The following is a 16328-nucleotide window of genomic DNA, read 5'->3' as shown; positions in this document are numbered from 1 at the left end:
GGTGTTCGGCCACGGCCGGAGCAGACAATGGCGCGACCGCCGCCGGGCAGGGTGACGACGTCGCATGTCATGGCAGCCGCTCTTCCGGTGCGTCGATCGTCATGGTGGCGTCGCAGCAGCGGGGCCAGCCGTGGCGCAGCGCGCCCGCAGGATCGACGCGGGTCGATCGGCCACAGGTGCGGCACCAGACCATGCCGCGGCGCAGCCGCTCATGGCTTTGGGCCAAGCGATCGTGGAGGCCGACGCACATCATCGACTCTCCCGTTCGGCGGCTTCCAGCGCGGCGCTCAGGCGATGCCAGGCGGCAGTTGTTCCGCCCTGGTCGGGATGGGCGGTCCGGGCGGCGGCGCGATAGGCGCGGCGGATTTCGTCGGCGCTGGCGGTGCGCGCCACGCCCAGTACTTCCCACCATTGTTCCGGCGAGGGCAGCGCTTCATAGCCGGTGAAGGCCTGCGCCGTGGTGCCGACGCCCCAGCGGTCCATGCCGCGCAGAGCCTCGATATGTTTGGCAAGCGCGACGATATTGTCGGCCACCCGGTCCCATTTGTCGCAGGCCAGTGCGATCGGCTTGCCTTTGAGCTGGAAGTAGATGGCAGCGCCGGGATCCGCGGGATCAGCGCGGCCCGATCGCGGCAGGCCATCCAGGCGCAGTTCGACATTGGTCGACAGGATCGGGCCGGTCGCGCCGAGCAGGTCGAGTTCGCGCTGGAGCCGGTCGCGCGCGGTGGCGATCGTCACGCTCTTCATCCAGCCGTCATTGCTGCGCGCCGCGAAGCGGGCGGTCGTTCGTTGGCGGGCGCGTGGCCAACCGGATGGCCAGTGGAGTGGGAAGGGCTGGTACATCAAGCGCTCTCCCGCGCAAAGGCGGCGCGCAGGGCGCGGCCGGGTTCGGTGGCGAAGACGAGGCAGTCGCGGCGATCGGGGCCGGAGCGGGCATGGGTGAGCAGGCCGAGCGTCTTCAGCTTCTGGACGGCGCGGGTGATGACCGGCTTGGCGACGCCCATTTCGCGGGCGAGATCGCGGACATGCTGGGGACCATCGCTGTCGGCGACGATGCCGAGCAGGGCCAGTTGGCGCAGGCTCAGGTCGCGATAATCGGACGACCGGACGAAGCGGAGCGCGGCGGCGACCAGGTCCGTCATGCCGCCGACCTTTCGAAGAGGATGGCGCGGATCTTGTCCTTCGTGACCGAACGGTCGAGGCGATAGGCGCGGTTGTAGATCTGCGCCACGCTGTCGCCATCGGCAAACATCGCTCGGAGTTCGTCCGGGCTGAGCGGTGTGGTGCGGGGCGGTCGCATCAGGACAGCCCTTCCAATATGGTATCGACCAGTTTCTTGGCGCGATCTTCCACGCCGCTCATCGCGCCTGGCACGATGTCCTGGCTCAGGATGGATGTGGGCTGTTCGCGCACGGCGTCGATCGATTCACTGACCTGCTCGCGAAGGCGTGACTTGACGAGTTCAACAAGCTGCTTGCGATATTTACGGGCGACCTTGACGCCAGCTGCGCTGGGCAGTGGCGCGGGATTGGGCGGTGCGCTTTTCCACCAGTCGAACAATTCGCCGACACAGGCGGGGCAGAGATCGGCAGGGCCGGTATGATCACCCATGCGACGTGCAGGCTGATTGATCGGGTCCAGTGCTGGAGCCTTGGCCCATGCTTCGCCCCAACCCAATTCCATGCCGAATTCGCGCACCTCGACGCGACGACTGCATCGGTCGCATTCGCGGACCTCGATCGACTCCCGGCTCATGGCTGGGCATCCAACTGATCGGCGATAGACTGGAGGTCGGCGATCAGGCGTTTGAGGCCGGAGCGGGTGAGGGTGGCGGTAACGGATTCGTCGCTGGGATTTTCAGGGTTGCCGCCCCAGATGGACAGGATGATCTCGCGCAGCGGCGTGCAGGGTGCCCACGCTACGGCGAGGCCTTCGCACAGGGGGACGTTTGTCGTCATGCCGGGATAGAATGGGTGCGGCACCCATGCTTCGCCCCTTTCGGTGACGATGAGCGGTGCCTGCATGGGCGGGAAGGGATCCTGCCGGTCACCGCTAGGCGCGGGGAGGATATGGACCGCACCCATCATTCCATCCCCAATGCGGCGAGATAGGTTTGGAGGATCGCCTCCATTTCGCGCCGGTCATGGGGCTGCATCTTCCGCAGGCGGATGAGCTGGCGCATGATCTTGGGGTCATAGCCGGTCGCTTTGCCTTCGAGATAGACATCCTTGATGTCGTCGCCGATGCCCTTCTTTTCCTCCTCCAGCCGCTCGATGCGTTCGATCAGCAGGCGCAGCTGATCAGCGGCGACATTGCTGTCTTCGCTCATGGCTGAGCGAACCAGATGAGGGCGGCGCAGATCAGGCCTGCTATGATCCCCAGCACGATCGAGCCGCCCAGTCCCTCCAGGTCGGCGTCGATCTGCGCCTGGGTCTCATCTATAAATGTGATGGGGTGCCGCGGTTCCTCAAAATGCAGGCGATCGCGGACGCTTTTCGCCAGAGTGAGGTCGATCGGGCGATCGGTATAGGTGCGCGGGCGGAAGGGGAGGGTTTTGGGTGTGCGGGGCATGGGTCAGGCCTCCTTGATGGCGGTCGGGGTCGGGCTGGCGGTCGGGACTGGCGCGCAGGCGGTGCAGCTGTCGGCGGTGGACCAGCCGCAGCAATCATGACTGTCCAGATCGACGCAGGGATCGGCATCGGAGCAGCCGCAGATGAGGCAGATGCGGGTGACGGCTGATGCGTCCCCATAGCTGCGTGCGTCGATAAGTTGATGCAGGGTGCGGCGCGAGAAGCGGAAGGCATCGGACAGGGTGGCGATGACGTCGGGGCTGAGCGCGGCGACGTCGCTTTCGATCCGGGTGATCCAGCCGCAGCGGTCAATCTCCCCCAGGCGCGGCGCGGTGTGGACCATCGCGGCGACATCCTCGATCGACAGGCCTGCGGCCTGGCGTCGGAGCTTGAGATAGGTGCCGGGGGATAACATGGTCAGCCTCCCTGAAAGCGGGCCGCAAAAAAGCCGTTCCAAAAGCACAATTGCTGCGCCGGAATGGCCGGTTTCTTGATCGTGTCTTGATTGGGATGTCTGCGGCTCAGCAGTCCAAGTCCGGCTGGGCAGGCGTCCCCGCCTCGGTCGTCAGGGGGGTTTGCGACCGAGGCGAGTGAGGATCCTGTCTGCCCATTGGCGGACATCCAGAACTTGTTTGGTGGCGATCACCTGTTCGGCGTCGCCTGCGTCCGGTTCGGCGGCTTCCAGCAATGCGAGATTGGCTTCGTTGGTCTCGCGCATGAAGTCGATCGTCTCGCGGCGCAGCTCCTGCTTGTCGCCGAACGCTTCGCCAACGGCGATCCGCACCATGTCGCCATGCGCTTCGAGCAGGGGTGCGCCGACGCCGCCATGTTTCTGGAACAGGATGTCGAGCGCGACCGCGACGGGCAGGGGAATCTGCTCGGCGCGATCGACATCACCCCAGGCGCGGACGGTGCGCTCCTGATAGACGACATGCTCGGCCATCGCGTCCCAGCCACCAGCGACCTGCCCGGCGATGCGGGCGAGGGCGGTGTCGATCGAGATGGGGGCGCGCAACTTGGTCATATGGACGCGCCAGAAACATTTCCGGCTCCCTCGCCTGGTGCGACCCGAAGGCATGAGGGGGCGGACGGCGCGCGATCGGCCAGATACGCGGCGGCACGTCCTGGGCGGCCGGAGCGCCCATAACCTGTTCGGGCGGACTTGAACGTCCGAACCGATGAACAAAAGGCCGCCGCCGACTCCAAGCGGTCAAACGAAATGTCGGCGGCGGCAGGCATGGCCCCGGCAAAGGGTCGACTATGGGAGCCGGGGGCCACGGGGCGCTTTGCCGCACCAAAATGGCGCGGCGAATGGGGGAGACGAGTGCAGAAAGCCGGAATATTGGCGGGGGATGCAGTCATGGCCGCAGTCCTTCCAACCGATTGTCAACCTTCGGCTCCTCCTTGAGACCGAGGGCGACAGCAACGCGATGACAGGTTCCACGGCGGCAGGAGCGGCGACCGGACAAGACTTCGTAGACGGTGCGCCGATTGAAACCATGTTCATCCGCCCATTCCGCATAGCTTTTCCCCTGCGCAATGAGGCGCGCCTTCGCTTGGGCTGCATCGGCGGGCGAAAAGAAGCGCGCGCCATCGCCCTGCGAGGTGCAGGCGGTTGGAGACTCGGTCATGATGTGCGATGCACCTGTAGTGTGGAATATGCCGTGAAAATTGATCAGAACTGCGTAAAGGTCAAGGGTAAATTGTTCAGTATTGAACAAATGTCGACGCGCCTGCGGGGCGAAAGGAAAGCGCGCGGCTTGAATCAGGCTGAATTTGGCGCTTTGGGAGGCGTGGGCCTGCAAACCCAAAGCCGTTATGAAAAGGGTGAAACCGAGCCTAGCGCAGGCTATTTCGCCCAGCTCGCCAACGCTGGCGTCGATATTTTATTTATTTTGACGGGCCACCGAACCATCGAAACGCTTCCGGCGGACGTGTCTGTCGTCGCACAGGTGATTTCGCACATGCCGAAACGCTCTCGCGCTGCTTTCGTACGACTTTTGCAAATTATGGCTCACGATTGGGGTTTCATGCAGCCAGACTCGTTAGTTATGCCCATTGGTTTCAAATCGCTGGATGAAGTCGGGACACTTCACGATGGCGGGCAAGGTTATCGGGGGGAGGAATGAAAATCGAGCTTTTGGCCTTCGTCGTCCTCCTAAGTGGCTGTGTTTCCGTTCAAGATGTGCAGTCGAAGCAGGTCGCTTTCTCTGGCGATAGCCCGCGCGCAGTCGATGCGATCGCGGGATGCATGACGAATCTTTTGCGAAGTGGACCGGGCGTTATCGTTAGCAGCACTCCGTTGGAGAATGGCGTCTCACTGGTTCAGTCGATCAACGGCCAGTTCGGCAATACTGTATTAATCGTCGTGGATATCGTGAGGATCGGCAACCGCAGTTCTGTTGTCGTGAAGGGTGTGGGGCGGATGCCCAAAAATCCGGCGAAGGCATATGCGCCATTTCAGGCCTGCCTTGATGGATAATACTGCCCATGATGAGGTGCAGGCTTTATCCGACGCAGAGGTCCTGGCGATCTGGCTGGAGGCTGCCGATCCGGAGCATCCCACGGCGCGCGAGGAAGCGGCACTGCGCGTGATAGAGGCGCGAAACCTAGATCTCTAGATCAGAACAGGCCCAGCAGGTGCCGCGCCTTTTCTGAACCAGGGCATGTCAGTCGCATCGACGATCATGCGATCGGCCGGATAGGGCCGATCAAAGCGATAAAGATGCTCCAGCGGTGCGGTGAGCCAGGTGTCCCAGTCCTGCGGATCGAGGATTACCGGCGACCGGTCGTGAATGTGGGCGAGCTCCGGCGCGTTGTCGGTCATGACGCCGGTGAATACGTTGCCCCATTCGTCGCTCGTCGACCAGAGGCCTGCCCAGGCAAAGACGGACTGGTCCTTCACGGACAGCCAGGTTTCAGTCATCGCGCCGTCTGGCCCCACCGCTTCGGCATAACGGGCGGTGGGAATGAGGCAGCGATGGTGCGGATCGGCGGCGGTGCGTTTCCAGAAGAAGCTGTCGAGCTTGTCGAAGCGGGCATTGTTCACCGGTTTGGGCTTCAATGGCTTGCCGGTCTTTCGGCTTTTCTGAGCCAAAGGGAAACCCCAGGTCATCTGTTCGAGAACGCGATCGCCGTCATCGAGGCGGATGACCGATCCGGGATATCTGGGATGGATTTCCAACGGACCTTCGTTGAAGAGCGCGCCGGGTCGCGCTTTGAAGAGCTGCAGCACTTTCTGCGTATCGCCACGTTCCGCCCGGTTGCACATGGCGGGAGGGTGGTTTGCGGCGGGGCGAGTGTCAATGCGTTTGACACGACTCGGCATCATGTTCGCCATATGTTCCATGGTCGCATGGATACCGAGTTGGGCGCAGACAGTCGGCGCAATGGCGGAACATGGCGTTCGCGTGCAGGTGCACTGCACGCAATGCCGCACCTATCAGGTCATCGACCCGGCGGTGCTGGTTGCGATCAAGGGGCCAGAATATAGCCTGGTCAACCGACGTTGCCGGTGCCGCCTGACCGAGGAGTGCAGGGGATGGAATAATTTCCACTATCTGCACGGCGTGATGCGGCCGCTGTGGGTGTTTGAAGAGGTTTACCCGCGCTGGCTGGAAGAGTGATAGCCGCGGTTGCTGGCCTTTCCCCCTATTTCTCCTTATGTTCTCCCAATCGGGAGGCCTGTTATGGTTGATAGTCGGCATGTCCAAGCCCAAGCCTTAATGGGCATGTCCGAAGGGATACCTCGCCTGTCGCCGGAAATGGCGAGCAGGAAGCTGCAGGTGCTGGCCTTCGTTCGGACGTTTCATGCCCAGCATGGCGTTGGACCATCGTTGAGTGAGATGGCTGCAGCGATCGGCACCAACCGGGCGCGGGTCCAGGGCGCGGTGCGCAAGCTGGCGCGGGAAGGGCGCATTCACTATCAGCCGGGCGTGCCGCGAGGCATTCGCCCAGCCGAGAGCCATGAAGAAGCTCTGCAGCTGCTGCAATCGGAAGGGTGGGTGGTCAATCCGGAACGGTTCGAGCTGATCCAGCCGATCGGCCTGCCGCTCATCGACCTGGACGAGGCCGGGCAGATGACCGTTACAAATCCGAGCCTGCCGCAGATGCGCGCGCGCGCGCATGATGTGCGACGAGCGGGAGACGTACGGAATGACGAATGTGGGGACGGCGCGCGGGGCGGGGGAGAGTAGCGGCGGTGTGCGCAGGGAAGCGCGGTCGGCGCTGGCGCTGGCGGCACAGGCCGAGCGGGCGCAGGTAGCGGCCAAGCGAACGGCGGTCGAACAGCGCGCGCTGCGCAAGGCGCGCGCGCAGACGCTGGAGCGGTGGCATCACAAGAATGCGGGCACGCCCGAAACGCACGAGGCGCACCGGCGGCAGCGGCCTGGCGCGATCGCGCGGCTTCATGCGTCGGGCTATCTTGACGATGACGAGAAGGCTTATGCCGAGCAGATCGCGGCGATCGTCCACAAGATCATGGCGGACGTGACAGTCCGCACAGCCAGCCTGGAGACCCGGATCGACGGCAGCCGCCATGGCGACGCCTTCTTCGAGGCGCTGGGCGCGGTGTGGAACGAGATGGCCTATTCGCGCTGGCGCACGGCGATCGGCCCGGCGGACGCCAAGCTGGTACTCGACATCATCGTGCGGGATGTGGGCGTGGCGCGCGCGGCGGCTTTGCACGGGATGCATGTGCGGCGGGCGCGGCGGATGCTGACCGATGCGCTGGCGCTCTGGGCGCAGATGCATCGCCGGGTGCGGGACGAGGTGACGCCGGCCGACATAGCGGCGGCGCATGCGGGGCTGTTGTGACAGTGGGAGATCTGCGATGAAATCCGCGACGTTTGCTCCAGCTTATGCGGCTATGTATCCAGCGCTGGCCGAAATAGCCCGCGGCCATGGCTACGCCCTTGCTGTTCATGGTTCCATGGCTCGCGATTTTGACGTCGTATGCATCCCATGGACCGATCAGCCGGCCGATCCAGAGACCGTGGTCAAGGCGATGTGCGATACATTTGCCATTCGGCAGATCGGAGCGCCGGACACGCGCCAGCATGGACGGCGTGTCTATACGCTCAGCGTCGAGTTCGGAGATTGCTTCCTCGACTTGTCGTTCATGCCAATTGCGGTTGACAGGGACTAAGATGGAGTTGACGGACCGCACCGTTGTGGTTGACGGCATCAAGGTGGGGACGACGCAGATGCTGGAGGTGCGGCAGGGGCGCGAGATCCGCATCGACCTGCGTTTCGTGCCATGGTGGCCGGGCATGTTCCACCTGATGGCGCGTGAGGCGGACCGACTGCGCTGATCCTGCTGTCCCATTATTTTCGCGCCGTTACAAAAACGAGCCTGCCAAAGTGGCCACGAACAGGCCATATCCGACCCCGCGCTAATTGCGCCTGAAGCCCGCCGATCCCCCCATCGGCGGGCTTTTTGCGTCGATGGAGGTACGTCATGGCACCGTTGCCTACCCGGCCTTCAATCCCGGACAGCCTGGAAAATGCCAGCCATGCGCTGGACGAGCTGATCCGCGATGCCCGCCTGTCCGACCCCCAGACATCCCGGCGCCGCCACGACAAGGTCCTGGCCGAGCTGGAAGAGCGGGCCCAGGCCATCGCGGCCTCCATCGTCGCCCCCTTTCGCGGTGCAGGGGCACCATCCGCACCGCCGCTGTCGTTCGAGACGCACGGCGGCTCGGCGCAAGCCTGGTACTGAAGGACCGATCCATGAGCAGCTTACCACGCCGTCTTGAAATTCGCGGCCTGAAGGCGCGGGGCTATCATCGCGAGACATTCCGCCTGGCGCGCGACGCCGATGGCATGGTGCGCCCGGTGCGCGTGAAGAGTGGCGGGATCATCCTGGGGCCAGAGCCGGACAATGCGCCGATCGGCTATCGTTGGCCGCGGGTTGTGGATCTGCGGCAGGCATCTGCGACATGAGCGCGATCGACATGGCTGCGCTCGCCCGCATGGCGGAGGGCGATGGCGGCGACGAGATCCGCGTCACCAAAAGGTGGCTGCGGTCGATGATCGCTGAACTCAAATCCCGCGACGCCGCAGCGCAGGCCACGGCGGCATTCGAGCGTGTCGTGAAGGCGCGCCTCTGATGGCGCGCGTTCGTTCCCCGGCGCAGCGTGCGCCGCAGACGATTGAGCAGGCGCAGGCCTTGTGCGTGCGCTTCGTCGAGCGGAGCGCTCAGGCCGCGCTGATCATCCAGGCGCGCGACGAGACAATCGCCGCGGCCAATCAGGACGCAGACACTGAGCTGGTGCCGATCACGGCCGAGCTCAAGGATATCGAGAAGCAGCTGAAGCCCTTCTTCGCGGCGAAGTTCGACGAGTTGACCGGCGGCAAGCGCAAGTCGATCGAGCTCGGCGGCTGCTATCTGGGCTATCGGCTGGACAAGGCCAGCGTCTCCTTTGCCCATGGCAAGGATGACGACATGGCCGTGACGCTGCGCGCGGCCGAGATGACGGACTATGTCCGGACCAAGCATTCGCCCGACAAGGTCGCCATCATGAAGGCGCTGGAAGCCGAGCGGGAGGCGTTCGACCTGGCGCCCGATGGCGCGACCGTGCCGCTGCCGCTGCATGATATGGGATTTGCGATCAAGCAGGGCGAGAGCTTCTTCCTGGAACGGGTCGGTCAGAGCGGGGCGATCGAGCCTTGAGCCAAGTCGTCGCGGGTAACCGCTTGGTGCGAGCGCTCGAGCGCTCGGCCGAGATGGCGGGCTGCACCATCGATATCGTAGCGCGCGGTGATGACGCGCTCCCGTGCAGCATCTTCAGTTGCGCGGAGCATCAGCTGCAGGCGATCGTCGTTGGCCGATCGGCACAGGCCTGGCTCGATACGCTCGACGAATATGCGATTTTTCTGCCCGGCTTCGTGCTGGTGCAACTGGCCGTCGGCGGGATCGAGGAGAAGGGCGAGCAGCTGCTCGCAGAGATTCAGGCGCAGACGGTGAAGGAGGCGTAGATGGTGCGTTATCTGTTGATGCTGCTGGCGTGCCTAATGTGCATTCCGCTCGCGGCTTGCGAGACTGCGGCGCAGCGTTGCGCCCAAGCGGCCAACCCGAACGAGTGCGTCAAGGTCGCCGACGCTGGCGGCGATGTGAACGACTATCTGATGTACGGGATGGCGGGCTATATGCTGTCGAGCGCCTTGAACGGCGGGCAGCGGCAGACGGTGATCGTGCCTGATCCCCACTATCGCGGCTACCGTCGCCAGATCCCCAGCTATCAGGCCAGCCGGGACTATGTGCGATCGCGCACGGTGACGACGATCACGACGAAGCAAGGGCTGTTCGGTGGTAGGAAGACGACGACGTCGACGTCTCGGTATAGCTATCGACCGACGTCGTCCTATCGCTCATCCTCCTTCCGCTCTTCGTTCCGCAGTCGATAGGTGCCCAGCCAGGCGCCGCGCTTCCGCCCGCCGGGATGGAAGCCGTCGGAGCCGTGGGCAACATCGAAGGGCAAGAGCAGGCAGCAGCGCGGCTATGATGCCGAGCATGACGCCATGCGCAAGCGGGTGATGATCGAGGAGCCATGGTGCCGCGAGTGCATCCGCACCGGCGTGTCGCCGCCGCGGCGGACGACGGTTGCGGATCATAGGCGCAACCGGGCTGAAGGCGGCACGAACGTCCGCGAGAACTATCAAGGCCTATGCGATCCGCACAGCAAGGCCAAGACCGCGAAGGAGGCGGCGAGGGCGCGATGGCGCAACCGCAACGCCGACTGAACCGATCGATTCGCAACGCCGAACGACCGATTTTCAAGCAAAATCGGACGCCGCTCGATGCAATTCAGGCCGAGTTGAGGGCGGGGGGAGGGTCAAAACTTCCCCTGCCACCCCCCTAGGACCGCGCCTGTGGACAAATTCTTACGCGGTCAAATTCAAAGGGTAAAAAGTGAGGCGGGATGGCTCGAGGTGGATCCCGATCAGGCGCTGGGCGGAAACGCAAAGATCCGGCGCTGAAGGAAGCGATGGGCACCTATAGGGCCGATCGCGATGCGCTGGTCAATGAGGATGTGCCGCTCGGTCCGATGATCGCGCCTTTGCATCTGTCGGAAATCGCGCGACAGCATTTCGCCAACATCGCCGGCATCCTTGAAGTGCAGAAGCGGGCTAGTCCGCATTATGCCGAGCATGTCGGCTTGTTGGCGCTGCGCCTAGAACAGATCGCGATGTATCAGGCCGTGATCGAGATGGAGGGATGCACCTTCACGACGCAGAGCGTGCTGACGACCAAAGATGGGTCGATGTCGGCGCTCAAGATCATGAAGCGCGCTCATCCAGCTGTTGCCATGCTCGACGCAGCCCTTCGCCATGCGCAGTCGCTACTGGGGGATTTGATGCTCAATCCTTCTGCAGCGCTGAAGCTGGCGACCGGACACAAGCAGGTCGAGGACGACCTATATAGCGACTTCGATTGATGTGGCAGGGGAGCGTGACTATCCGGCGATAGCCCGGAAATATGCGAGCGACGTCTGTGCCGGCAGGATCCCGGCCGGGTTGCAGATCCGGCTCCAGTGCCGGCGCTTCCTCGATGAGCTGAAGCTCAGTCGGTCACGGGTCGCGAAGTTTCCCTTCGTATTCGATCCGGCCAAGGCATCGCGGCCGTGCCGCTTCATCGAGACGTTGCCCCACAGCAAGGGCAAATGGGCGCGCTCGAAAGAGCGGCTGACGCTGGAGCCGTGGCAAGTCTGGATCATCTGCGTCACCTTCGGGTGGCTGCATAAGGCTGGCACCCAGAAAGGCCTGCGGCGATTCCGCAAGCTGTTCCTGGTCGTCCCGCGCAAAAACGGCAAATCGGCGATCGCCGCTGGCCTGGGGCTATATATGCTCTGCGCCGACGGCGAGTTCGGCGCCGAAGTCTATTCGGGCGCGACCAACGAGAAACAGGCGTGGGAGGTCTTCAAACCCGCACGCCTGATGGTGGAGCGCACGCCGGCGCTGAAGCGCAAGTTCGGCATCGAAATGCTGGCCAAGACGATATCGCGGCCAGGTGACGGATCGAAGTTCGAAACGATCATCGGGGATCCGGGTGATGGCCAGTCGCCCAGCTGCTCGATCCACGACGAATATCATGAACATGCTGACGACGCGCAGATCGACACGATGATCACGGGCATGGGTGCGCGGGAGCAGCCGCTGCAGGTGCTGATCACCACGGCTGGCGATAATCTGGCAGGCCCATGCTACAAGCTCATCCAGGAGGAACGGAAAAAGCTCGCTGGCATCGGCCATAATGGTGGCCCGCCGCTGGATGATGAAACCTTCTTCGTCGAATATACGATCGACGAGGGTGATGACTGGAAGTCCGAGAAGGCTCTTCGCAAGGCAAACCCTAATATGGGCGTGTCGGTGCTGGAAGATTATCTTCGTGCGCGGATCCGCGATGCCATCGCGACACCGCGCAAAGCCGGCATCATCAAGACGAAGCACCTTAACCTGTGGGTTTCGGCGAAGTCCGCCTATTACGATATCGAAGCATGGCGGCGGTGTGTTGATCCGGAAATCCCGGTCAGAGCGGCCGACGCCATTCTGCTGCCCAAGCTGCAGGGGCGTCGCTGCATCCTCGGTCTCGACCTGGCGTCGAAGATCGATATCGCCGCGCTGGTCTATCTGTTCCCGCCGATCGGCGAGAAAGCCACGGTCGATGATCCCTGGATCATCATCAATCGCTACTTCCTGCCCGCCGACACGATCGAAAACGTCGCGGCCTATCAGGACTGGGACAATCTCAACCTGCTGGACGTGACGCCCGGCAATGTGATCGATTTCGACGAGATCATCGACGCGATCGAGGATGCGGTCGGCCGGTTTCAGGTGGAACAGGTCGGTTACGATCCGTTCCAGGCGACGATGTTGTCGACCACGCTGGCGAAGCGGGGCGTGCCGATGATGGAGATCCGGCAGACGGTGCTCAATCTGAGCGATCCGATGAAGGAAACTGACGCGGTCATGCGCGCCCGGACCATATCCCACGGCGGTTGCCCGGTTGCGGAATGGCAGATTTCCAATGTCGTTGCTGCCGCCGACAAGAAAGACAATGTCTATCCGAACAAGCCGGACGGGCAGGCTCACCTGAAGATCGACAACCCTGTCGCCATGATCATGGCCTTCGCGATCGCCCTGGCCAACGAGGCCGAGGGGCCGTCCGTCTATGAGCATCGCGGCGTGCGGGTGCTCTGAGGAGATTGCATGAGTCTTTTCGATCGCATTCTCGGCCGCGCGGCCGGGGATGTTCCTGCGCGCATCGATGGCGGCGGTGCGCCGCTGTCGTTCGGTGCGAGCGGGCGACCGCTGGCACAATCGGTCGCGCCGGATGGCGGGTTTGTGATTTCGACGTCGCAGGAGCTGGAGGCAGCGCTTCGGGGCGAGGCCGGGCTGTCCGGAGAGGTGGTGACCCCGGATACGGCGATGCGTGTGGGCGCAGTGTTTGGCTGTGTCCGCCTGATCGCGGGCAAGGTCGCGACGCTGCCGATCGACGTCAAGCGGCGGGTGGATGATCGGACCCGCATCGATGCGTCGGACCATGCGGTCGCGCAGCTGCTGCGGCGCAAGCCCAATGGCTGGCAGCGGCCGGCTCAGTTCAAGCGGATGATGCAGGCACATGTGCTGCTGCGCGGCGATGCGTTTGCCCTGAAAGTCATCTCGCGCGGCGAAGTGCGGGCCTTGATTCCGATCCATCCGGACCGGGTGACGGTGCGTCAGCGTGACGACCTGACGCTGGAATATGATGTGGTGCGCAAAAATGGCGCGCGCATCACTGTCGGCCAGGATGAAATGTTCCATCTCTATGGCCTGAGCTTGAATGGATATTCGGGCGTGACGCCGCTCACATATGCCCGCGAGACGATTGGCCAGGCGCGTGCGCGCGAACGCCAGGTCGCGGCGACGTTCCGCCATGGCGCGCGGCCGTCAGGCGCGGTGTCCATGCCGGCCGACAAAAAACTGAGTGACCCGGCCTATGACCGGTTGCAGCGATCGCTCGACGACTTCCGCGCCGGCGGCGACAAGGATGGCGGCGTGCTGCTGCTGGAGGAAGGGCTGAAGTGGGAAACCATTTCGATGAGCCCGACCGACATGCAGTGGATCGAGGGGCAGAAGCTTTCGCGATCCGAGATCTGCATGTTCTTCGGCGTGCCACCCAGCATGATCGGCGACAATAGTGGTTCCGACAGCAATTGGGGGACCGGGCTGGAGCAGAAGTCAAACGGCTTTTCCGCTTACACGATGGATGACCATCTGGTCATGTGGGAAGAAGAGATTGGCGCGATGATCGCCGATTCGAAGATTTATGCGCGGTTCAACCGTGCGGCGATGGTCAGGACCGATATCAAGACCCGCTACGCCGCCCATGCGGTGGCGCTGCAATGGGGCTGGGCATCGCCCAATGAAGTTCGCGCGCTGGAGGATCAGAACCCCCGCGAAGACGGCGACATTTATTATCCGCCGCCGAACACGGCCGGCGATGCCAGCGGCAAATCCGAAAAGGACGACAATGATCCAGTTGCGTAACATGCCTCGCGTGTTTGCGGGCGCTCGCCCTGGCGCGCTGCCGTTGCCTGCCGACAAGAAGTTGCAGGCGTTCACGCCGGCGTCTGTGCTGGATCGCTACGGTGACATGGCGGCTGGCGTCCGGGCGGTTTCAACGGGCGACAACGTCATCACTATGTTCGACAGCATTGGGGAAGATTACTGGTCGGGCGGCGGCATCACGGCCAAGAAGGTTTCTGCCCAGCTGCGCGCAATCGGCGATCGCGACGTTGAGGTCCACATCAACAGCTATGGCGGCGATATGTTCGAGGGCATCGCCATCTATAACGTGCTGCGCGAGCATCCGCAGAACATCACGGTCAAGATCATGGGAATGGCGGCTTCGGCTGCGTCGGTCATCGCCATGGCGGGCGATCGACTGGAAATTGGCGCGGCCAGCTTCCTGATGATCCACAATTGCTGGGTCGTCGCGGTCGGCAATCGCCATGACATGGCCGAAACTGCCGCTTGGCTCGCACCATTCGACCAGGCGATGGTCGACGTGTATGCCGCGCGCAGCGGTCAGGACGCGGCGGCGATCGCCACTTGGATGGATGCCGAGACCTTCATGTCGGGCAGTCTGGCTGTCGAACGCGGTTTTGCCGAGGCTCTGCTGCCCGCAGACCAGGTTGCCGTCGACGATGACGCCAAGGCGCAGGACAAGAGTGTCAACGATCTGCGTGCCATGGAGTTGGCGCTGGTCGCATCCGGCCAGACGCGCAGTCAGGCGCGCGCGCGCATCAAGAATCTGAAGGGCACGCCAGGCGCTGCCACCGAGGAGCCCACCACGCCAGGCGCTGGTGACCCCAAACTTGCCGAGGCGCTCACCGTGCTCCTCGCGACCGTCACCCGATAGGAGCAATCCCCATGAAGAATTTGAAGCGCACCGCCCTCCTGGCGGCGGGCGCGACCATCGTCGCGTCCACTCCCCGTGCCGTTTTCGCCACCCCGCGCGCGGAGGCGGACAATCCTGTCGCCATGATCGCGCAGATCAATGCCGCCGTCGAGGCCATGCGCGCCAAGCATGAAGAGGCGATCCAGGGTCGCCTGACGCAGGACGAGGCCAATGCGCTGATCGAGCCGATCAATGCGGAGATCGATCGGCTTTCTGCCGCATTGGCGGCTGCTCAATTGGGCGGCGGTGCGGGCGATGGCCTGAACGCCGCGCAGCGTACCCATCGCGACACGTTCGCAACGATGTTCCGTCGCGGCGAGCGCGCCATCGATGCTGACATGAACAATCTGGCCGTTCAGGCCGGCCTGACCACCCAGTCCGATCCCGATGGCGGATACCTCGTTCCGGTGGACTGGGAACAGGGCATCGATCGAGTCATGGGCACCGTGTCCGCCATGCGTATGCTGGCACGTACGGTCAGCATTTCGGGCGACACATACAAAAAGCTGATCAATATGGGCGGGACTGGCGCAGGCTGGGTCGGCGAAGAAGACACGCGGCCCGAAACCGGCACGCCGACGCTGCGCGAGATCGCGCTCAATACCGGCCAGATTTATGCCAACCCTGGCACCACACAGACCATGCTGGACGATGCCCGTGTCGATGTCGCCGCGTGGCTGGCGGACGAAGTCGCGATCGAATTCGCCGAGCAGGAAAGCGAGGCGTTCATTACCGGCAACGGGATCAAGAAGCCGCGCGGCATTCTGTCCTATGACACGGTAGCCAATGCTTCCTATGCCTGGGGCAAGGTTGGCTTTGTCACGACCGGCGCAGCTGCCGCGTTCGCCAGTTCCAACCCCGGTGATGCGGTCATCGAGCTTCTGTTCGCACTCAAGCAGGGCTATCGCAACGGTGCCGCCTTCCTCACCAGCGACAGCGTGATGGCAACGATCCGTAAATGGAAGGACGGTCAGGGCAATTATCTGTGGGCTGCCCCCAGCGCAGCCGATCAGGTCGGCACCATCCTGGGTAAGCCGGTCTATACCGACGATTATATGGACTCGTTGGGCGCGAACAAGTTTCCGATTGCGGTCGCAGACTGGAAGCGCGCCTACACGATCGTTGATCGGATGGGCGTGCAGGTGATCCGCGATAATGTGACCAACAAGCCGTACGTCTATTTCTACACGACCAAGCGTGTGGGCGGCGGGATCACCAATTTCGAGGCGATCAAGCTGCTTAAGTGCTCGACCTGATTGGCTGACACCTGACCCGGCGACCGGCGGCGACGCCGGTTAACAATCCCCATTATATTC

Annotated in this window: 32 protein-coding genes; 20 read left to right on the top strand and 12 right to left on the bottom strand. The window is 63.3% G+C overall.

Annotated features, from left to right (window positions below; all coding sequences use genetic code 11):
• Positions 1-67 precede the first annotated feature (67 nt).
• From ACODR8_RS03440 to ACODR8_RS03390, 11 genes are all read right to left on the bottom strand, one after another.
• The gene (locus ACODR8_RS03440; RefSeq protein ID WP_489005971.1) at positions 68-253 is read right to left on the bottom strand and encodes a hypothetical protein; all 186 of its coding nucleotides are present in this window, start codon (positions 251-253) and stop codon (positions 68-70) included.
• A complete protein-coding gene (locus ACODR8_RS03435; protein WP_489005970.1) occupies positions 250-843 on the bottom strand; it encodes a DnaJ domain-containing protein in 594 nt (197 codons plus the stop codon). The genes ACODR8_RS03440 and ACODR8_RS03435 overlap by 4 nt, the downstream gene beginning before the upstream one ends.
• Entirely contained in the window at positions 843-1142 is a 300-nt protein-coding gene (locus ACODR8_RS03430; RefSeq protein ID WP_489005969.1) for a MarR family winged helix-turn-helix transcriptional regulator, read from the bottom strand. The genes ACODR8_RS03435 and ACODR8_RS03430 overlap by 1 nt, the downstream gene beginning before the upstream one ends.
• A complete protein-coding gene (locus ACODR8_RS03425; RefSeq protein ID WP_489005968.1) occupies positions 1139-1300 on the bottom strand; it encodes a hypothetical protein in 162 nt (53 codons plus the stop codon). The genes ACODR8_RS03430 and ACODR8_RS03425 overlap by 4 nt, the downstream gene beginning before the upstream one ends.
• On the bottom strand, positions 1300-1755 hold the full coding sequence (locus tag ACODR8_RS03420) for a hypothetical protein (RefSeq protein WP_489005967.1): 456 nt from the start codon (positions 1753-1755) through the stop codon (positions 1300-1302). The genes ACODR8_RS03425 and ACODR8_RS03420 overlap by 1 nt, the downstream gene beginning before the upstream one ends.
• Complete coding sequence (locus tag ACODR8_RS03415) at positions 1752-2087, bottom strand: hypothetical protein (RefSeq protein ID WP_489005966.1); 336 nt, start codon at positions 2085-2087, stop codon at positions 1752-1754. The genes ACODR8_RS03420 and ACODR8_RS03415 overlap by 4 nt, the downstream gene beginning before the upstream one ends.
• Positions 2084-2329, bottom strand: a complete 246-nt coding sequence (locus ACODR8_RS03410; RefSeq protein ID WP_489005965.1) for a DUF2312 domain-containing protein — start codon at positions 2327-2329, stop codon at positions 2084-2086. The genes ACODR8_RS03415 and ACODR8_RS03410 overlap by 4 nt, the downstream gene beginning before the upstream one ends.
• Entirely contained in the window at positions 2326-2571 is a 246-nt protein-coding gene (locus tag ACODR8_RS03405; protein WP_489005964.1) for a hypothetical protein, read from the bottom strand. The genes ACODR8_RS03410 and ACODR8_RS03405 overlap by 4 nt, the downstream gene beginning before the upstream one ends.
• A 3-nt stretch (positions 2572-2574) precedes the next feature.
• Positions 2575-2985, bottom strand: a complete 411-nt coding sequence (locus tag ACODR8_RS03400; RefSeq protein ID WP_489005963.1) for a helix-turn-helix domain-containing protein — start codon at positions 2983-2985, stop codon at positions 2575-2577.
• A 150-nt stretch (positions 2986-3135) separates the two neighbouring features.
• Complete coding sequence (locus tag ACODR8_RS03395; protein WP_489005962.1) at positions 3136-3594, bottom strand: hypothetical protein; 459 nt, start codon at positions 3592-3594, stop codon at positions 3136-3138.
• A gap of 334 nt (positions 3595-3928) precedes the next feature.
• Positions 3929-4201, bottom strand: a complete 273-nt coding sequence (locus ACODR8_RS03390) for a DNA-binding protein (RefSeq protein WP_489005961.1) — start codon at positions 4199-4201, stop codon at positions 3929-3931.
• Between the two features lie 90 nt (positions 4202-4291).
• Between ACODR8_RS03390 and ACODR8_RS03385 the strand changes: the two genes are divergently transcribed.
• Genes ACODR8_RS03385 through ACODR8_RS03375 form a run of 3 tightly spaced genes read left to right on the top strand, consistent with a single transcriptional unit; the run spans position 4292 to position 5191 of the window.
• Positions 4292-4699, top strand: coding sequence for a helix-turn-helix domain-containing protein (locus ACODR8_RS03385; protein ID WP_489006177.1), 408 nt, complete (start codon positions 4292-4294; stop codon positions 4697-4699).
• Complete coding sequence (locus tag ACODR8_RS03380; RefSeq protein WP_489005960.1) at positions 4696-5052, top strand: hypothetical protein; 357 nt, start codon at positions 4696-4698, stop codon at positions 5050-5052. The genes ACODR8_RS03385 and ACODR8_RS03380 overlap by 4 nt, the downstream gene beginning before the upstream one ends.
• A complete protein-coding gene (locus ACODR8_RS03375; protein WP_489005959.1) occupies positions 5045-5191 on the top strand; it encodes a hypothetical protein in 147 nt (48 codons plus the stop codon). The genes ACODR8_RS03380 and ACODR8_RS03375 overlap by 8 nt, the downstream gene beginning before the upstream one ends.
• Here the strand turns inward: ACODR8_RS03375 and ACODR8_RS03370 are convergent.
• The gene (locus ACODR8_RS03370; protein WP_489005958.1) at positions 5188-5910 is read right to left on the bottom strand and encodes an SOS response-associated peptidase; all 723 of its coding nucleotides are present in this window, start codon (positions 5908-5910) and stop codon (positions 5188-5190) included. The two genes, ACODR8_RS03375 and ACODR8_RS03370, sit on opposite strands and share 4 nt — an antisense overlap.
• 7 nt (positions 5911-5917) lie before the next feature.
• On the opposite strand from ACODR8_RS03370, the gene ACODR8_RS03365 reads away from it, so the two are divergent.
• From ACODR8_RS03365 to ACODR8_RS03285, 17 genes are all read left to right on the top strand, one after another.
• Positions 5918-6196 (top strand): hypothetical protein, encoded by a 279-nt coding sequence (locus ACODR8_RS03365; RefSeq protein ID WP_489005957.1) that lies wholly within the window; start codon positions 5918-5920, stop codon positions 6194-6196.
• Positions 6197-6259: 63 nt separating this feature from the next.
• Positions 6260-6766 (top strand): LexA family protein, encoded by a 507-nt coding sequence (locus ACODR8_RS03360; protein ID WP_489005956.1) that lies wholly within the window; start codon positions 6260-6262, stop codon positions 6764-6766.
• The gene (locus tag ACODR8_RS03355; RefSeq protein ID WP_489005955.1) at positions 6726-7385 is read left to right on the top strand and encodes a hypothetical protein; all 660 of its coding nucleotides are present in this window, start codon (positions 6726-6728) and stop codon (positions 7383-7385) included. The genes ACODR8_RS03360 and ACODR8_RS03355 overlap by 41 nt, the downstream gene beginning before the upstream one ends.
• Positions 7386-7401: 16 nt before the next feature.
• Entirely contained in the window at positions 7402-7716 is a 315-nt protein-coding gene (locus ACODR8_RS03350; RefSeq protein ID WP_489005954.1) for a hypothetical protein, read from the top strand.
• A 1-nt stretch (position 7717) separates the two neighbouring features.
• Positions 7718-7882, top strand: a complete 165-nt coding sequence (locus tag ACODR8_RS03345) for a hypothetical protein (RefSeq protein WP_489005953.1) — start codon at positions 7718-7720, stop codon at positions 7880-7882.
• Between the two features lie 146 nt (positions 7883-8028).
• Positions 8029-8289 (top strand): hypothetical protein, encoded by a 261-nt coding sequence (locus ACODR8_RS03340; protein WP_489005952.1) that lies wholly within the window; start codon positions 8029-8031, stop codon positions 8287-8289.
• 11 nt (positions 8290-8300) lie between these two features.
• Positions 8301-8513: a hypothetical protein gene (locus tag ACODR8_RS03335; RefSeq protein ID WP_489005951.1), complete on the top strand. Its 213-nt coding sequence runs from the start codon at positions 8301-8303 to the stop codon at positions 8511-8513.
• The gene (locus ACODR8_RS03330) at positions 8510-8680 is read left to right on the top strand and encodes a hypothetical protein (RefSeq protein ID WP_196871355.1); all 171 of its coding nucleotides are present in this window, start codon (positions 8510-8512) and stop codon (positions 8678-8680) included. The genes ACODR8_RS03335 and ACODR8_RS03330 overlap by 4 nt, the downstream gene beginning before the upstream one ends.
• The gene (locus ACODR8_RS03325; RefSeq protein WP_489005950.1) at positions 8680-9243 is read left to right on the top strand and encodes a host-nuclease inhibitor Gam family protein; all 564 of its coding nucleotides are present in this window, start codon (positions 8680-8682) and stop codon (positions 9241-9243) included. Before ACODR8_RS03330 ends, ACODR8_RS03325 begins: the two co-directional genes overlap by 1 nt.
• On the top strand, positions 9240-9548 hold the full coding sequence (locus ACODR8_RS03320; protein ID WP_489005949.1) for a hypothetical protein: 309 nt from the start codon (positions 9240-9242) through the stop codon (positions 9546-9548). The genes ACODR8_RS03325 and ACODR8_RS03320 overlap by 4 nt, the downstream gene beginning before the upstream one ends.
• Positions 9549-9977 (top strand): DUF1190 domain-containing protein, encoded by a 429-nt coding sequence (locus ACODR8_RS03315; RefSeq protein ID WP_489005948.1) that lies wholly within the window; start codon positions 9549-9551, stop codon positions 9975-9977.
• On the top strand, positions 9978-10313 hold the full coding sequence (locus ACODR8_RS03310) for an HNH endonuclease (protein ID WP_489005947.1): 336 nt from the start codon (positions 9978-9980) through the stop codon (positions 10311-10313).
• Positions 10314-10618: 305 nt separating this feature from the next.
• Positions 10619-11008 (top strand): P27 family phage terminase small subunit, encoded by a 390-nt coding sequence (locus ACODR8_RS03305; RefSeq protein WP_489005946.1) that lies wholly within the window; start codon positions 10619-10621, stop codon positions 11006-11008.
• Positions 11009-11087: 79 nt separating this feature from the next.
• A complete protein-coding gene (locus ACODR8_RS03300) occupies positions 11088-12770 on the top strand; it encodes a terminase large subunit (protein WP_489005945.1) in 1683 nt (560 codons plus the stop codon).
• Between the two features lie 9 nt (positions 12771-12779).
• Entirely contained in the window at positions 12780-14099 is a 1320-nt protein-coding gene (locus tag ACODR8_RS03295; RefSeq protein ID WP_489005944.1) for a phage portal protein, read from the top strand.
• A complete protein-coding gene (locus ACODR8_RS03290; RefSeq protein WP_489005943.1) occupies positions 14083-14973 on the top strand; it encodes a head maturation protease, ClpP-related in 891 nt (296 codons plus the stop codon). Before ACODR8_RS03295 ends, ACODR8_RS03290 begins: the two co-directional genes overlap by 17 nt.
• Positions 14974-14984: 11 nt before the next feature.
• Positions 14985-16268 (top strand): phage major capsid protein, encoded by a 1284-nt coding sequence (locus tag ACODR8_RS03285; RefSeq protein ID WP_489005942.1) that lies wholly within the window; start codon positions 14985-14987, stop codon positions 16266-16268.
• Positions 16269-16328 lie beyond the last annotated feature (60 nt).

The organism is Sphingobium sp. FG58, from assembly GCF_057809055.1.
Note: the sequence above shows the minus strand (reverse complement) of the source record. Positions and strands in the feature narration are given on the sequence as shown.

Coding starts and splice junctions, on each gene's coding strand:
- ACODR8_RS03375 (WP_489005959.1), top strand. CDS start 5,045: ATGGATAATACTGCCCATGATGAGGTGCAGGCTTTATCCGACGCAGAG.
- ACODR8_RS03330 (WP_196871355.1), top strand. CDS start 8,510: ATGAGCGCGATCGACATGGCTGCGCTCGCCCGCATGGCGGAGGGCGAT.
- ACODR8_RS03380 (WP_489005960.1), top strand. CDS start 4,696: ATGAAAATCGAGCTTTTGGCCTTCGTCGTCCTCCTAAGTGGCTGTGTT.
- ACODR8_RS03365 (WP_489005957.1), top strand. CDS start 5,918: ATGGTCGCATGGATACCGAGTTGGGCGCAGACAGTCGGCGCAATGGCG.
- ACODR8_RS03315 (WP_489005948.1), top strand. CDS start 9,549: ATGGTGCGTTATCTGTTGATGCTGCTGGCGTGCCTAATGTGCATTCCG.
- ACODR8_RS03400 (WP_489005963.1), bottom strand. CDS start 2,985: ATGTTATCCCCCGGCACCTATCTCAAGCTCCGACGCCAGGCCGCAGGC.
- ACODR8_RS03430 (WP_489005969.1), bottom strand. CDS start 1,142: ATGACGGACCTGGTCGCCGCCGCGCTCCGCTTCGTCCGGTCGTCCGAT.
- ACODR8_RS03390 (WP_489005961.1), bottom strand. CDS start 4,201: ATGACCGAGTCTCCAACCGCCTGCACCTCGCAGGGCGATGGCGCGCGC.
- ACODR8_RS03355 (WP_489005955.1), top strand. CDS start 6,726: ATGACGAATGTGGGGACGGCGCGCGGGGCGGGGGAGAGTAGCGGCGGT.
- ACODR8_RS03340 (WP_489005952.1), top strand. CDS start 8,029: ATGGCACCGTTGCCTACCCGGCCTTCAATCCCGGACAGCCTGGAAAAT.
- ACODR8_RS03335 (WP_489005951.1), top strand. CDS start 8,301: ATGAGCAGCTTACCACGCCGTCTTGAAATTCGCGGCCTGAAGGCGCGG.
- ACODR8_RS03295 (WP_489005944.1), top strand. CDS start 12,780: ATGAGTCTTTTCGATCGCATTCTCGGCCGCGCGGCCGGGGATGTTCCT.
- ACODR8_RS03415 (WP_489005966.1), bottom strand. CDS start 2,087: ATGATGGGTGCGGTCCATATCCTCCCCGCGCCTAGCGGTGACCGGCAG.
- ACODR8_RS03360 (WP_489005956.1), top strand. CDS start 6,260: ATGGTTGATAGTCGGCATGTCCAAGCCCAAGCCTTAATGGGCATGTCC.
- ACODR8_RS03410 (WP_489005965.1), bottom strand. CDS start 2,329: ATGAGCGAAGACAGCAATGTCGCCGCTGATCAGCTGCGCCTGCTGATC.
- ACODR8_RS03405 (WP_489005964.1), bottom strand. CDS start 2,571: ATGCCCCGCACACCCAAAACCCTCCCCTTCCGCCCGCGCACCTATACC.
- ACODR8_RS03305 (WP_489005946.1), top strand. CDS start 10,619: ATGATCGCGCCTTTGCATCTGTCGGAAATCGCGCGACAGCATTTCGCC.
- ACODR8_RS03285 (WP_489005942.1), top strand. CDS start 14,985: ATGAAGAATTTGAAGCGCACCGCCCTCCTGGCGGCGGGCGCGACCATC.
- ACODR8_RS03440 (WP_489005971.1), bottom strand. CDS start 253: ATGATGTGCGTCGGCCTCCACGATCGCTTGGCCCAAAGCCATGAGCGG.
- ACODR8_RS03425 (WP_489005968.1), bottom strand. CDS start 1,300: ATGCGACCGCCCCGCACCACACCGCTCAGCCCGGACGAACTCCGAGCG.
- ACODR8_RS03325 (WP_489005950.1), top strand. CDS start 8,680: ATGGCGCGCGTTCGTTCCCCGGCGCAGCGTGCGCCGCAGACGATTGAG.
- ACODR8_RS03395 (WP_489005962.1), bottom strand. CDS start 3,594: ATGACCAAGTTGCGCGCCCCCATCTCGATCGACACCGCCCTCGCCCGC.
- ACODR8_RS03350 (WP_489005954.1), top strand. CDS start 7,402: ATGAAATCCGCGACGTTTGCTCCAGCTTATGCGGCTATGTATCCAGCG.
- ACODR8_RS03385 (WP_489006177.1), top strand. CDS start 4,292: ATGTCGACGCGCCTGCGGGGCGAAAGGAAAGCGCGCGGCTTGAATCAG.
- ACODR8_RS03435 (WP_489005970.1), bottom strand. CDS start 843: ATGTACCAGCCCTTCCCACTCCACTGGCCATCCGGTTGGCCACGCGCC.
- ACODR8_RS03290 (WP_489005943.1), top strand. CDS start 14,083: ATGATCCAGTTGCGTAACATGCCTCGCGTGTTTGCGGGCGCTCGCCCT.
- ACODR8_RS03345 (WP_489005953.1), top strand. CDS start 7,718: ATGGAGTTGACGGACCGCACCGTTGTGGTTGACGGCATCAAGGTGGGG.
- ACODR8_RS03420 (WP_489005967.1), bottom strand. CDS start 1,755: ATGAGCCGGGAGTCGATCGAGGTCCGCGAATGCGACCGATGCAGTCGT.
- ACODR8_RS03370 (WP_489005958.1), bottom strand. CDS start 5,910: ATGGCGAACATGATGCCGAGTCGTGTCAAACGCATTGACACTCGCCCC.